The sequence below is a fragment of the Streptococcus sp. DFI.7.26 genome (assembly GCF_022240605.1).
GTDB lineage: Bacteria > Bacillota > Bacilli > Lactobacillales > Streptococcaceae > Streptococcus > Streptococcus xiaochunlingii.
Window position 1 is genome coordinate 14,242 of the sequence record NZ_JAKOGN010000006.1, and the last position, 13,292, is coordinate 27,533.

The window sequence follows — 13,292 nt, forward strand, 5'->3', positions numbered from 1 at the left end:
ATAAAAAGAAGGTCGAAACCTTCTTTTTTGTTGATCTTTGCTTACATCAAGCCAGCAACGTGTGCCAAGACACCGATTACAAAGAGGGCGATGATGATAGTGATTGGAGATACTTTCTTCTTAAGCAACCACATACAAGCGAAAGTAAGAAGCAATCCCATCAAACCAGGAATCAATGAATCCAAGTTTTGTTGGAAAGTCGTAACTTTTTCAGGTGTTTGAGATAGACCTGAACCAACTTGAGCGAAGGCTTCTTGGATACCCTTGTATCCTTCAGGAAGTTTATCCCAGTGGATATAAGCTTTGTCGTCTAATTTGACAGAAGAAACATTAAAGATGAATTTAATAGATACCCAACGTTCTACCAAGACAGCAAGGATGAACATCCCGAGGATAGAAGCTCCTTTAGTGATGTCTTGCAAGATCCCACCAGACATATCTTTGGTAATTTCAGAACCTGCTTTGTATCCAAGTTCTTGGGTGTACCACAAGAAGGACATACGAATCGCATTCCAAGCAAAGAAGAAGATAAGTGGACCAAGGATATTACCAGTCAAGGCAAGAGATGCACCAAGTGCTCCAAGGATTGGACGAACTGTAAACCAGAAGACAGGATCTCCGATACCCGCCAAAGGTCCCATCATACCAATCTTAACCCCTTGGATAGCGGCATCATCAATCGCAGCGCCATTTGCTTTTTCTTCTTCAAGGGCAAGAGTTACCCCGATGATTGGAGCAGCTACGTATGGGTGAGTGTTGAAGAACTCCATGTGACGCTCAAGAGCAGCCGCTTGGTCTTCTTTCTTCGTGTAAAGTTTTTTGATAGCTGGGATCAATGAGTAAGCCCAACCCAAGTTTTGCATCCGTTCATAGTTCCAAGAACCTTGCAAGAAGGTTGAACGCCACCAAACTTTTTGACGATCTGATTTAGATAATTGTAATTTTTCAGTCATGATAGTGTCACACCTTTCTTAATAGTCTTCAAGGATATCGCCGATTGGGTCATTAGAAGTAGCAACTCCGCCACCTCCATTGCCACCTTTCTTAGAGAGAGAAAGGTAGATCAAGGCAAGTGCAACACCAATTGCACCAAGAGCAATCAAGGTCAATTGGCTAACGGCAGCAAGAGCAAAACCAATAGCAAAGAATGGCCAAACTTCACGGCTTGCCATCATGTTGATAACCATGGCGTAACCAACGGCTACGACCATACCACCACCGATTTGCATACCGTCTGACAACCAAGCAGGCATCGCTTCAAGAGCACCTTTAACAGTGTCAGCAGGGATCATCAAAAGAAGGGCTGCAGGAATGGCGATACGAAGACCTTGAAGGAGAAGGGCTACAAAGTGAGCGCGTTCTACGCCTTTGATATCACCTTTTTTAGCAGCAGCATCGGCAGTGTGGACCAAACCAACGGAGAGAGTACGGACGATCATGGTCAAGAAAAGACCAGCAACTGCAAGTGGAATAGCTACACCTTGAGCCACAGCGATTCCTTTTGCACTGAAGTCTCCCCCAAGTACCATGATGATGGCAGCAGCGACTGATGCAAGAGCAGCGTCGGGTGCAACTGCGGCACCAATGTTGGCCCAGCCAAGTGCAAGTAATTGAAGGGAACCACCAAGCATAACACCGGCAGTCAAGTTACCTGTTACCAAACCGATTAAGGTACAAGCAACAAGTGGTTGGTGGAATTGGAATTGGTCAAGGATACCTTCAAGACCTGCTAAGAAGGCAACAACGACCACTAATACCATAGAAATAATAGACATGTTTAAAATCCTTTCGTAAGTAATCGGTTATTGAACGTTAGCTTTGTTAATTAAGTCAAACAAATCTTTCTTAGAGTCATTTGGTACTTTACGGACATCAAATTCCACTCCAAGATCACGCATTTTTTCAAATGTAGCCACATCCTCTTTGTCCATTGACAAGACATTGTTAACCATGGTTTTACCAGTTGAGTGGGCCATTGAACCAACGTTCAAGGTTTTAATCGGAACACCACCCTCGATGGCACGAAGGGCATCTTGAGGTGTTTCAAACAAGATCAAAGCATGTGTTTCACCAAAGCGTGGATCTTTTGCAACGTCGATCAATTTTTGAATTGGGACAACGTTTGCTTTCACACCATTCGGTGCTGCTTGCTTGATCAACTCTTTACGGAGCTCATCTTTGGCAACTGAGTCTGAAGCTACGATAATTCGATCCGCTTTTGAATCAGGTGTCCAAGCAGTTGCGACTTGTCCGTGAAGTAGACGAGTATCTAAGCGGGCAAGGTTAATTTTGAGTTTTCCGTCACCGATCACTGTTCCTTCTGGAATAGCGGCTTGGGCAACAGGAGCAACTGAAGCAGTGCTTGCTTCTTCGACTGGATTCAATTCTTCTGGAAGAGCTTTGATTCCATCTTTAGATTCTTTGATGATGTTTGCAGCAACTTGATCAACGCCAGCAGTTGCATCCATTAAACGCTCTGTATAAGCTTGAATCAACATCGGCAGGTTCAATCCAGTGATGATCGCAAATTTACGATCTGGATTTTCTCCCATAACGCGACTCGCTTGGTTAAATGGAGAACCACTCCAAAGGTCAGCCAAAACCAAGACTTCATCTTCTGCATCAAATGCGGCAACAGCAGCATTGAATTTAGCATAGAGATCATCTGGGCCTTCACTTGGCATGAACGTAACCACTTGAACTTTCTCTTGATCCCCAAAGATCATCGAGCCGGATTGGTGGATTCCAGCTGCAAATTCACCGTGGCTAGCAATAATGATACCAATACTCATTATTGACATTCCTCCTTATAAAATTTGTTTGACTTTCAGTTTAAGAAAACTTTAAGCTTATCTATTATAAAACGTTTTCATGATAAAGTCAATTTTTCAGTACTAAATTAAAGGAAAAAGAGAGGTTTTAATATATTGAATTATTAATATCCATATCTAGCCATTAAATTCGAAAATCCTTTGGAATTCCTTGACAAGAGGGGAATGAAGGGGAACCAAAGTTTCTAAAAAGAGTCGTAGTAGCTTCTAATAGGTAAAATAAAAATATAGCAACCCCTTGCAGGTCCTGTTTGTGAGAAACTAAAAAAGACCAGTCCATTTGGGCTGGTCTAATAGGTTGAGTTGATTAGTTGGTGAAGTCAAGTACCATACGTCCTTGAATGGTTCCGGCTTCCATTTCGTCAAAGACTTTGACAGCATCTTCTACTGGACGTTTTTGAACAACTGGAACGACCAAGCCTTCTGCACCAAATTGGAAGGCTTCTTCCAAGTCTTTACGAGTTCCTACAAGAGAACCGATGACTTGGATACCATCTAATACTGTTTTCACAATGCTGAGCTCCATCATTTCAGAAGGAAGTCCGACTGCAACAACGCGACCACCCGCACGAACTGAATCTACTGCTTGGTTGAAGGCTACTTTAGAAACAGCGGTTACGACAGCAGAGTGAGCTCCACCATTTGTTTTTTCTTTGATCAATCCTGGGACATCTTCGACTTCGTGACCGTTGATGACAAAGTCTGCCCCAACTTCTTTGGCCAATTCGAGTTTATCATTGTTGATATCAACAGCGATGACATGAGCGTTGAAGACTTTCTTAGCATATTGAACAGCCAAGTTTCCTAGTCCACCAGCTCCATAGATAACGATCCATTGTCCTGGTTCAGCTTTGGCTTCTTTGATAGCTTTGTAGGTTGTAACACCGGCACAGGTAATAGAAGAAGCTTGAGCTGGATCTAATCCCTCTGGTACTTTTACTGCGTAGTCTGCAGTTACGATACATTGTTCAGCCATTCCTCCATCAACAGAGTAACCAGCATTTTTTACAGTACGGCAAAGAGTTTCGCGACCAGTTGTACAGTATTCACAAGTGCCACATCCTTCGAAGAACCAAGCAACACTGACACGGTCACCAACTTTTAAACTTGTCACATCTGGAGCAAGTTCTTTAACAATCCCGATTCCTTCGTGTCCAAGAACACGGCCTGGAACTTTACCGAAGTCTCCGTGAGCAACGTGCAAGTCCGTGTGGCAGACACCACAGTATTCGATTTGAACAAGAGCTTCCCCTGTTTCTAATGGGCGCATCTCCTTGTTTGCAACAATTTCAACACCAGTACCTTCTGGATTTACAACAACAGCTTTCATAGTTTTCCTCCTCAAGAGCTTAGTTGAATTAGAGACGGTAATAAAACGAGAAGTAACATCACTTGAATCATTATCGTATGAAACGAGCTAGGCTCCTTTTTTATTTTTGTTATGTTAATTTTATCACAAACTCCATCAGTTAGCAAGCGTTTACATAGAAAATTTTCTGAAAATAAACTTAACTGGTTAAATTATTTTCAGAGAAAGTCCCTATAAAGTTTCGTATGTTTGAGAAAACAAAAAAGCTTGAATCCTTTCTTGTAAAAGGTGATTCAAGCGATTCACTTTATTTATAGGAAGAGTTTTTCTAGTTGACGAGCAACGCCGTCCTGATCATTTGTATACTCGGTTTGTTTATCGGCATAGGGGAGGAGGACAGGATTGGCGTTTTTCATTGCATAACCAGTTCCTGCGAAAGCCAACATGTCTGTATCGTTTTGTTCGTCTCCAAAGGCAATCAGATCTTTCCGATTAAGTCCGTAAGTCTCGAGAAGATAGTTGAGGGCAAAGGCCTTATTGACGCCTTTTGGAGCACATTCAAGAATGTTGAGGGGACCACCCCAGCTATTGATTTCTAGCTCGTGATGGTAGTAATCACGCATTTCTTCGGCTAAAGCATACTTATCTTCAGCGCGTGTTTGAAAGAGGATGGCGTTTGGGTTTTCGGTAACTTTACGGGCTTCGAATTTTGTTTTGGAGGAGATTTTTGAAACTCCAAATAAGGCGGGATCAATCGTATGGTGGTAGGTATGGGTGACATAAAACTTATTTCGGTACTCTCCTGCAATAAAGTCCGCCTGGATGTCATTTTCTCTCTCGACCATATCGAGGAGGTATTTTTTATCAAGGGTCATGGATAGTTCTTTCGACCATTTTTTATTTGGAATATGAGTGAGAGCGCCGTTAAAGTTAATCATGGGACTTTCCAATCCCAATTCCTTATAGATGTGATCTGCCATTCGATAGGGACGCCCGGTTGTAATAATGACCTGGTGGCCTTGTTCACTGACTTTCTGGATGGTTTCAATCGTATAGGATGATAATTTGCTCTCAGAATTTAATAAGGTGCCATCTAAATCGACAGCAATTAGTTTTTTATTCATAGGAAGAATCCTTTCATTTGTATGGTTTTTCGAACTCTAAATAAGGAGTATAGAAGTGCCATATTTTAAGAAGAATGCTACCATTATACCAGATAAACAGGAAAATTTCAGTTTTTCAAATAGTAAATGATGTGGCACAAAAGATTATCCAGATGAATCTCTTGTAAAAGTGAATGATATTTGATAAAATATTAGTATTGTTCGTGATTGAGTCGCGAGCAGATTTATTTTTTTTTAAGGAGTTTATTAGAAAAATGGATAAGTTTTTCAAACTATCTGAACACGGAACGACGGTTCGTACAGAGGTATTAGCTGGTTTAACGACCTTCTTTGCTATGTCTTATATCTTATTTGTAAACCCTCAAATGCTCTCCCAAACAGGAATGCCTGCTCAAGGAGTATTTCTGGCAACCATTATTGGGTCAGTCGTTGGGACTCTCATGATGGCTTTCTATGCGAATCTGCCTTATGCCCAAGCACCAGGAATGGGCTTGAATGCCTTCTTTACCTTTACAGTGGTATTTGGGATGGGCTATTCTTGGAAAGAAGCTTTGGGAATGGTCTTTATTTGCGGACTAATTTCATTGGTTATCACATTAACCAATGTTCGGAAAATGATTATTGAGTCCATTCCAAATGCTTTGCGTTCAGCTATCTCAGCTGGTATCGGAATTTTCTTGGCTTATGTCGGAATTAAAAATGCTGGCTTGTTGAAGTTTTCGATTGATCCGCATACCTATACGGTGGCAGGAGAAGGGGCTGACAAAGCGAATGCAGCGATTACAGCAAATTCTGCAGCGGTCCCAGGACTTGTTAGCTTTAATAGTCCGACAGTCCTCCTTGCCTTGGCTGGCTTAGCCATTACTGTTTTCTTTGTCATCAAGGGCATTAAAGGAGGAATTATCCTTTCTATCCTTACGACAACAATCCTCGCTATTGTGTTTGGCATTGTTGATCTTTCAACGATTGACTTTGGTAGTACCCATCTTGGAGCAGCTGTTAATGATCTTGGGAAAATTTTTGGAGCTGCACTTGGTTCAGAAGGATTAGGTTCCTTGATTACCAATACTTCTCGTCTTCCTGAAACCTTGATGGCCATCCTCGCTTTCTCATTGACAGATATCTTTGATACGATTGGTACCTTGATTGGAACTGGTGAAAAAGTTGGTATTGTTGCCACAAATGGTGAAAATCATCAATCCGCTAAATTGGATAAAGCCCTTTATTCAGACCTCGTAGCGACATCTGTTGGTGCTATTGCAGGTACTTCGAATGTGACGACTTATGTTGAGTCAGCTGCGGGAATTGGAGCTGGTGGACGGACTGGTTTGACAGCCCTTGTAGTAGCCATCTGTTTCGCAGTGTCAAGTATTTTTAGTCCCCTTCTTGCTATTGTACCGACAGCAGCGACAGCACCGATTTTGATCATCGTTGGGATCATGATGTTGAGTAGCTTGAAAAACATCCATTGGGATGATATGGCAGAAGCTGTACCAGCCTTCTTCACCTCTATCTTTATGGGATTCAGCTATTCCATCACAAATGGGATTGCAGCAGGTTTTATTACCTATACAGTAACCAAATTGGTCAAAGGTGAAGCCAAAGAAGTTCACAGTATGATTTGGATTTTAGATGCCTTGTTTATCTTGAACTTTATCAGTATGGCCTTGCATTAGAATGAACATAGAGGAAAGCTTGGACAAATAGCCCAAGCTTTTTTTGATTGTCTTAGGTGAGGCAGAAGGTTGATCGACTAAAAATAGTGGGCAATAATCAATTATTTTTGGTATAATGGAGGAATGAAAAGTCAAAATGAACAAGAGTTGATTGCCCTTGGAAAACAGTTGGGTCAACGTTTAGAAAAACAGGATGTCGTGATTCTGACGGGAGATCTGGGGGCAGGGAAAACAACCTTTACAAAAGGCCTTGCTCAAGGGTTGGGCATTCGCCAGATGATCAAAAGTCCTACTTATACTATCGTGAGAGAATATGAAGGCCGTTTGCCCTTGTATCACCTGGATGTCTATCGTATTGGAGACGATCCAGATTCGATTGATTTGGATGACTTTTTATTTGGTGAAGGAGTTACCGTCATTGAGTGGGGAGAATTGTTAGAGACCAGTCTTCCTGCTGGATATTTAAAGGTTGAACTGCTTAAGGACGGTGATGGACGTGAGATATGCTTGTCAGCTGTCGGTGAACGTGCAGAACAATTAAAGGACTCATTTCTAACTTCTGTAGGAGCTTGAAGATGGAACAGGTATTGGATCTCTTTTTGAAAGAGGCTGAGGCTTCGGATGCAGAGTGTTTACTCGACTTTTTTAAAGATGTAGCGACTGAATCGGATTTTATGACCTTGGCTCCAGAAGGGCTTGGGATGACCAAGCAAGAGTTGGAAATATTTGCTGAAACACAAGCACAAACAGACAATCAATTATGTCTCTTATTATACTTGGGTGAGGATCTGGTAGGTGTCTTAAATATTGCAGCGGATCAAAACAGAGCCTTGCGCCATATTGGAGATCTCTTTATCGTTGTTCGGAAGGCCTATTGGAATAAAGGATTGGGTCGTATTCTTCTAGAAGAAGGAATCGCATGGGCAGAAGGTACCAACCTCCTTCGGAAGTTAGACCTCAGTGTCCAAGTTCGAAATGAACGGGCCATCCATCTCTACCAAACGCTAGGATTTGAAATTGAAGGTCTCCGCAAGAGAGGCGTATACAAGGAAGGGGAATATCTGGATGTTTACCTAATGGGCAAACTGATAGATAGACAGAATTAATGATTAAAAAAATTCTATTAATGTTTTTTAGTTTGTTAGCTGTAACGACAATAGGGATTGCGGCCTATGGGCTGACCATCCTCAATCAGTCAACAAATACGTTGAGTAAGACTTATAAAGGGATTGGTGATGAAAACAATGTCATCGCAGAAAACAAACCAATGACCATTTTGCTCATGGGGGTTGATACTGGATCAGGCTCACGAGAGGATCAGTGGGTAGGAAACAGTGATACCATGATTCTGGTGACGGTAAATCCACAGACGCGTGAAACAACGATTATGAGTTTGGAACGGGATATCTTGACCAATATTACGCAGGATGGAGAAACTGTCCAAGCTAAGCTGAATGCGGCTTATGCTCAAGGTGGAGCAGAATTGGCCATTAAAACCATCCAAGATTTGATGAATATTCATATCGACCGTTATGCGATGATCAATATGAAAGGCCTGGTTCAACTGGTTGATAAGGTTGGCGGCATCACAGTAAACAATCCATTTGATTTTGATATTTCAATCGAAGAAAATGAACCGGAATATACAGCAAAAATTCCACCTGGTCGTCAAGAGATTGATGGAGAACAAGCATTGGTATATTCACGGATGCGTTATCAAGATCCAGAAGGAGACTATGGTCGTCAAAAACGCCAACGGGAAGTCATTGAAAAGATCATCAAGAAAGTATTGACTTTGGATGGTCTGAGCAACTATCAAGGAATTATTGAAGCGGTTAGTGATAATATGCAGACCAATATCTCCTTGGATACGAATAGCTTGATGCACTTGATGGGCTATCGAGATGCCTTGAAGAACATCCGTATGGAACAGTTGAAAGGGGAAGATGCCACCCTAGCGGATGGCGGAAGTTACCAAATTGTTACTTCAGAACACCTGTTGAAGATGCAGAATATCCTGCGCAAAAGTCTTGGATTATCGCCTGTAAGAAAGCTCAAAACAAGTGCTGTTCTATTGGATAGCGATGAAGCTAGGGGTACTGATTCGTCAGAAAGTGGCGAAAGCCCAGTAGAGTCGAGTCAGAATACTGGTGGGGGCTATTACGATCCTTCCTATGTTCCGGAAACTTCTGTAAGTTCAGAAACGGTGACACCATACCAACAGATAGTGCCTCCTTATACGGATACAACTGTAGCTGGTGTTGGAGGAAACTAAATTAAAAAAGGGAACTATATACCAGTTTACACCAACCACAAGATATAGTATTTTTGAAAATACGAAAAAAGGCGATTGTCCAAGCGGAAATCGTCTTTTTTATTGGGTATCATAACTTTAATGTATTCAATTCATCTTTCAGTGAATTATATAATTCAAATTTTGAGTTCACGTCAGTAACAATCCGTTCTTGCTCGCATATTGGTAAGTCTGGAATTTGAACCTTTTTGAACTCATCCTTTGAAAGACTTTGGCGGATTGTACCATAGGCACGTTCTGCTATATCTTCTAAAACTTCAGGATTATGTTTTATTTGTAAATAAACATATTCAGCTAAATATTTCCCTGTATATTCTTCTTTCAATCTAAATACTGGATAAGCACTTGATACAGCAACAGGACTTTCAGATTTACATAAACCAAAGGAGCGAATATTCGCTCTAGCTGGGTTGAAACTAATGTCATTCTTTCTAACGACACTGTAATCAGAGTTGTCTTCTGAGGTAACAGAAATGAAGTTTTCTCCCCATAACTCTTCTCCAAGAGGCATTCCCCAAAATTCAGAATTTGTAATACTTGCTGTTGGGAATCTGTCACTATTCTTCTCTCTTATTCTCTCCATAATAGTTTCAATTCTAATAAATCCATCTCTAAGTTCATCATGATATTGAGAAAGTAGCAAACTATTATTTGAGTTAGTTAAAATGTCATTTCTATCTACATAGAATAAGTTTCGATGTTCTAGTATTTCATGGTAGTTTGTTTTTAGCATCTGCTCATGAAGTGCAATAAATTCATCTAAATCATTGATTCCGACCAGTGGTCGGCGACGTTTCGTTAGAGTAAAACCGTCGTTTTTAACTTTGAAAAAGAAAACTTTTTCAGTCGGAACGTTTACCTCGCTTCCAAATACTAAAATACTAGTTTTAGCTTCGGTATATGGTTCAAAGACTTTAGATGGTAACGAAATAAGCCCCAGCAACTGTCCTGATTTTACAATTTTTTCACGCAAATCCTTCATAGACCTATCATTAAGAACTGCATCTGGAACAATAATACTTGCTCTTGATTTTGAATTACTTTTCTTTAATGATTTCAGTATATGTAAAATAGATACAGAATTTCCCTTTTTAATATATGGTTTATATAATTGAGCCTGTTCTTCATTAACATCCATATTAAAAGGTATATTAGATATCACAACACTGTATTTATCAGAAACTGGGTTAGAAAAGCTATCTTGTTGCTTAATATTACTATGTCCATCACCAGATAAAATCATGTTCATTTTAGCAATACGAGAAGTATCAGAAATCTCACTTCCCCAAATAGTCTTTTCTCTCAAGCTACTTAAATTATATTCGTCTAATAATCCTTTATCACTTAGCTCAGATAATATTTTTTCAAACGCAACAATCAACATACCCCCTGTACCACAAAACGGGTCATAAATTTTATCGCCAAAAGTTGGTTTAACAATATCATTCAAAAATTTCACAATGTGTCTAGGTGTAAAATACTCTCCTAAATCATTATTCGTTTGATTATATTTTTGAATAAAATATTCAAAAGCATCTCCTTTAATATCTGTATCTATTTTTTTGAGGTCAAGAGTATCAAGTTTGTTTACAATCTCTTTTAATTTTATAGGATTTTTAATCCTTAAAGGGGTAAACAGAGGTTGAGCTTCAGAACTATCAAAAAGTACATTAAGACCGGGAATTACAGTAGCATTAATGTATTGGAGCATAACATCACTATCCATTCCTCTATATGTTTCCCAAAGGTATGGTTTAGATATGTTATAGTGACGCTCATTATTTAATTCACTCACCAATTTCAAGAACAGGAGATTGGAAAATTCAGCAAATCTAGCAATGCCAGCATTTACTCCAGCTTCTCTTAACTTATCGTTAGCTACTTTGAATACATTGATGAGGTCGGATTTTGATTTTATTTCGGCTGTTTCATTTAGAGTTAATTTGTTTCCTTTAAACTTTATCAAATCCTCTAAAGAAACAAGTTCTGTAAGTTCTATTCCATCTACAAATAAGTTTTCTCCAGAAGGTACGTAGTAAGTGATAAAACGATTAGCATTATATAAGAATAGGAACTTTGCTTTCAATGCCGTAGCATATAACATGCCTTGTTTTTTGGCTTGTTCTAAATCTTTATATTCTGGTCGTTTTGTCTCAATAATTGCAATAGGTTCGGCTACTTTATCTGATTCATACAATATAAAATCAGGAAATTTCACTGAACCACTAGTCTTCAAGTTGTTGATTTCATCTCTAGAACGTGGTTGTTGCCTATATACTTGTCTATCTTTTTGACCAACTTCTAGTTTCCAATTAAGTTTTCGTAATTGTTGTTCTAAAAGGTTTTCAACTTCTCTCTCAAGCATTGAAGACCTCCTTACCAACACAAAAAACTTCTTCACACAAACGTGAAAAAGTCTTCAAAAGGGGTTGACAAAAAGGCTGAGTAGCTACATAATCAGCTTGATTTGATTTGATTTGATTTGATTTGATTTGATTTGATTTCTGTCATATTTTTCTCCTTGTTCATATAACAATACTATTATATCACAAAATACTAGTTTTGAAAAGAATTATATCCAATTTTACACCATTTTATTGACTTTTATGTTTTAAATGATATAATGGATTTAGAATATAAAAGGAGCAGAGAGATGTTAGGTGAGTTTAGGTCATTGTACGATTTGATGAATGCTTTCCCAAGTGATTATCATTGTGAACAACATTTAGAAAAAATTCGCTGGAATGGCTATGTAGTCAGTCCTTTTGATGAAACATCTAAGGTTTATAAATGCAAGAATGGTAAATATAGGTGCAAGAATACTGGTAAATATTTTAGCGTTAAAACTGGTACGATGTTCGATAACACTAAGGTTTCTCTTCAAAAATGGTTTATCGCTATTTGGATGGTGACTTCTCACAAAAAAGGTATTTCCTCCCTTCAACTTTCAAAAGACATTCACGTTACTCAGAAAACTGCTTGGTTTATGTTAGAGCGTATTCGTAGATGCTTTGGCTCAGAAAATAACAATGAGTTGGACGGAACTGTCGAAGTAGATGAAACCTACATCGGTGGCAAAAATAAGAATCGTCATAACTCTAAAAAGGTCAAAAATGCACAAGGTCGTTCTCTAAAAGATAAAACTCCAGTTGTCGGTATGGTTGCACGAGAAGGAAAATTAAATGCCCATAAGGTAAGTGATACAGGTATAAAAACTCTGACAGAACAAGTCGTTAAATTTGTTAAAGATACCGCTCAACTTTACACTGATGAATGGTTAGGTTATAATAAAGTTGCGAAGATGTATGACCACGCTTTTGTAAACCATGGTGCTCATGAGTATGTCATTGATGATATTTATACAAACACGATTGAAGGTTTCTGGGCAGGACTTAAACGAGGGGTATTAGGAATTTACCATTCATGGTCTAAGAAACATTTGCAGGACTACGTGGATGAATTTGTATTCCGCTATAATACTCGTAGTATGGCGGATAATGACCGCTTCAATCTTCTACTAGCATCTTCAGGAGTTCGTACAACATACAAGGAGCTAATCCATGGATAAACTACATGCAGAAATGGAGCGAACAGTTTCCAAAACGATTGACAATAAGTTAGTAGATTACCAAATTTCTCTTTCTGATAATTTTTACAAGAAATATCTCAGTTATTATAATTGCCCTTATACTCAGGCAGTTATTAAATCGCATCGGAAATTTTTCCAAGATTTATCGTATTATGCAATTTACCAAAAGCTCGACGATATTACAAAAATCAGCATACAGAATCGACTTTCCGAACTAGATACTCTAGTAGATATTTCAGATAGCAAAGAGGAGTTCAACACTTTCTTTTATAAAAAATTTCGTTTTAAACTTCCCGATATTCCTTTTGAGGAGGAAAAACTAGAACTTTCTGATTTTGATTTGAAACTACAACAGGCTTTGAATTATAATCCTAAAGAAGATAAACAGTTAAGAAAGAGAAAAAGTTAGACTTTTAAATATAAACGACAATAACATGAACTAAATCTTA

General features: G+C 39.1%; 12 protein-coding genes. 6 read left to right on the forward strand and 6 right to left on the reverse strand.

The genetic code is table 11. From position 1 onward, the window contains the following. Positions 1 to 41: 41 nt before the first annotated feature. The 5 genes from L0M85_RS06360 to L0M85_RS06380 form a co-directional block, all read right to left on the reverse strand. Positions 42 to 953, reverse strand: coding sequence for a PTS system mannose/fructose/sorbose family transporter subunit IID (locus L0M85_RS06360; RefSeq protein ID WP_006596896.1), 912 nt, complete (start codon positions 951 to 953; stop codon positions 42 to 44). A gap of 18 nt (positions 954 to 971) precedes the next feature. Beyond that, on the reverse strand, positions 972 to 1,775 hold the full coding sequence (locus L0M85_RS06365) for a PTS mannose/fructose/sorbose transporter subunit IIC (RefSeq protein WP_061564765.1): 804 nt from the start codon (positions 1,773 to 1,775) through the stop codon (positions 972 to 974). 27 nt (positions 1,776 to 1,802) lie between these two features. Continuing rightward, on the reverse strand, positions 1,803 to 2,792 hold the full coding sequence (locus L0M85_RS06370; RefSeq protein WP_061564766.1) for a PTS sugar transporter subunit IIB: 990 nt from the start codon (positions 2,790 to 2,792) through the stop codon (positions 1,803 to 1,805). A 346-nt stretch (positions 2,793 to 3,138) separates the two neighbouring features. Further along, positions 3,139 to 4,161 carry an alcohol dehydrogenase AdhP gene (gene adhP / locus L0M85_RS06375; protein WP_238656694.1) on the reverse strand — a complete coding sequence of 341 codons (1,023 nt, stop codon included), beginning with the start codon at positions 4,159 to 4,161 and terminating at the stop codon, positions 3,139 to 3,141. A gap of 290 nt (positions 4,162 to 4,451) precedes the next feature. Continuing rightward, complete coding sequence (locus L0M85_RS06380; protein WP_061564767.1) at positions 4,452 to 5,264, reverse strand: Cof-type HAD-IIB family hydrolase; 813 nt, start codon at positions 5,262 to 5,264, stop codon at positions 4,452 to 4,454. 254 nt (positions 5,265 to 5,518) lie between these two features. Between L0M85_RS06380 and L0M85_RS06385 the strand changes: the two genes are divergently transcribed. The 4 genes from L0M85_RS06385 (at position 5,519) to L0M85_RS06400 (ending at position 9,215) form a co-directional block, all read left to right on the forward strand. After that, entirely contained in the window at positions 5,519 to 6,940 is a 1,422-nt protein-coding gene (locus tag L0M85_RS06385) for an NCS2 family permease (protein WP_061564768.1), read from the forward strand. Between the two features lie 123 nt (positions 6,941 to 7,063). Continuing rightward, positions 7,064 to 7,513, forward strand: a complete 450-nt coding sequence (tsaE, locus tag L0M85_RS06390) for a tRNA (adenosine(37)-N6)-threonylcarbamoyltransferase complex ATPase subunit type 1 TsaE (protein ID WP_048789375.1) — start codon at positions 7,064 to 7,066, stop codon at positions 7,511 to 7,513. 2 nt (positions 7,514 to 7,515) lie between these two features. Continuing rightward, on the forward strand, positions 7,516 to 8,046 hold the full coding sequence (locus L0M85_RS06395; protein ID WP_048789374.1) for a GNAT family protein: 531 nt from the start codon (positions 7,516 to 7,518) through the stop codon (positions 8,044 to 8,046). After that, positions 8,046 to 9,215, forward strand: a complete 1,170-nt coding sequence (locus tag L0M85_RS06400; RefSeq protein WP_048688809.1) for an LCP family protein — start codon at positions 8,046 to 8,048, stop codon at positions 9,213 to 9,215. Before L0M85_RS06395 ends, L0M85_RS06400 begins: the two co-directional genes overlap by 1 nt. A 109-nt stretch (positions 9,216 to 9,324) precedes the next feature. Here the strand turns inward: L0M85_RS06400 and L0M85_RS06405 are convergent, their stop codons facing one another. Then, positions 9,325 to 11,619: an N-6 DNA methylase gene (locus tag L0M85_RS06405; RefSeq protein ID WP_238656695.1), complete on the reverse strand. Its 2,295-nt coding sequence runs from the start codon at positions 11,617 to 11,619 to the stop codon at positions 9,325 to 9,327. Positions 11,620 to 11,907: 288 nt separating this feature from the next. Here L0M85_RS06405 and L0M85_RS06410 point away from each other — a divergent pair, with 288 nt between their 5' ends. Both L0M85_RS06410 and L0M85_RS06415 read left to right on the forward strand, forming a co-directional pair. Then, on the forward strand, positions 11,908 to 12,822 hold the full coding sequence (locus L0M85_RS06410; protein WP_238656696.1) for an IS1595 family transposase: 915 nt from the start codon (positions 11,908 to 11,910) through the stop codon (positions 12,820 to 12,822). Next, on the forward strand, positions 12,815 to 13,252 hold the full coding sequence (locus L0M85_RS06415) for a hypothetical protein (protein ID WP_238656697.1): 438 nt from the start codon (positions 12,815 to 12,817) through the stop codon (positions 13,250 to 13,252). Before L0M85_RS06410 ends, L0M85_RS06415 begins: the two co-directional genes overlap by 8 nt. Positions 13,253 to 13,292: the final 40 nt, after the last annotated feature.

Coding starts and splice junctions, on each gene's coding strand:
- tsaE (WP_048789375.1), top strand. CDS start 7,064: ATGAAAAGTCAAAATGAACAAGAGTTGATTGCCCTTGGAAAACAGTTG.
- L0M85_RS06395 (WP_048789374.1), top strand. CDS start 7,516: ATGGAACAGGTATTGGATCTCTTTTTGAAAGAGGCTGAGGCTTCGGAT.
- L0M85_RS06400 (WP_048688809.1), top strand. CDS start 8,046: ATGATTAAAAAAATTCTATTAATGTTTTTTAGTTTGTTAGCTGTAACG.
- L0M85_RS06370 (WP_061564766.1), bottom strand. CDS start 2,792: ATGAGTATTGGTATCATTATTGCTAGCCACGGTGAATTTGCAGCTGGA.
- L0M85_RS06405 (WP_238656695.1), bottom strand. CDS start 11,619: ATGCTTGAGAGAGAAGTTGAAAACCTTTTAGAACAACAATTACGAAAA.
- L0M85_RS06380 (WP_061564767.1), bottom strand. CDS start 5,264: ATGAATAAAAAACTAATTGCTGTCGATTTAGATGGCACCTTATTAAAT.
- L0M85_RS06385 (WP_061564768.1), top strand. CDS start 5,519: ATGGATAAGTTTTTCAAACTATCTGAACACGGAACGACGGTTCGTACA.
- adhP (WP_238656694.1), bottom strand. CDS start 4,161: ATGAAAGCTGTTGTTGTAAATCCAGAAGGTACTGGTGTTGAAATTGTT.
- L0M85_RS06360 (WP_006596896.1), bottom strand. CDS start 953: ATGACTGAAAAATTACAATTATCTAAATCAGATCGTCAAAAAGTTTGG.
- L0M85_RS06415 (WP_238656697.1), top strand. CDS start 12,815: ATGGATAAACTACATGCAGAAATGGAGCGAACAGTTTCCAAAACGATT.
- L0M85_RS06365 (WP_061564765.1), bottom strand. CDS start 1,775: ATGTCTATTATTTCTATGGTATTAGTGGTCGTTGTTGCCTTCTTAGCA.
- L0M85_RS06410 (WP_238656696.1), top strand. CDS start 11,908: ATGTTAGGTGAGTTTAGGTCATTGTACGATTTGATGAATGCTTTCCCA.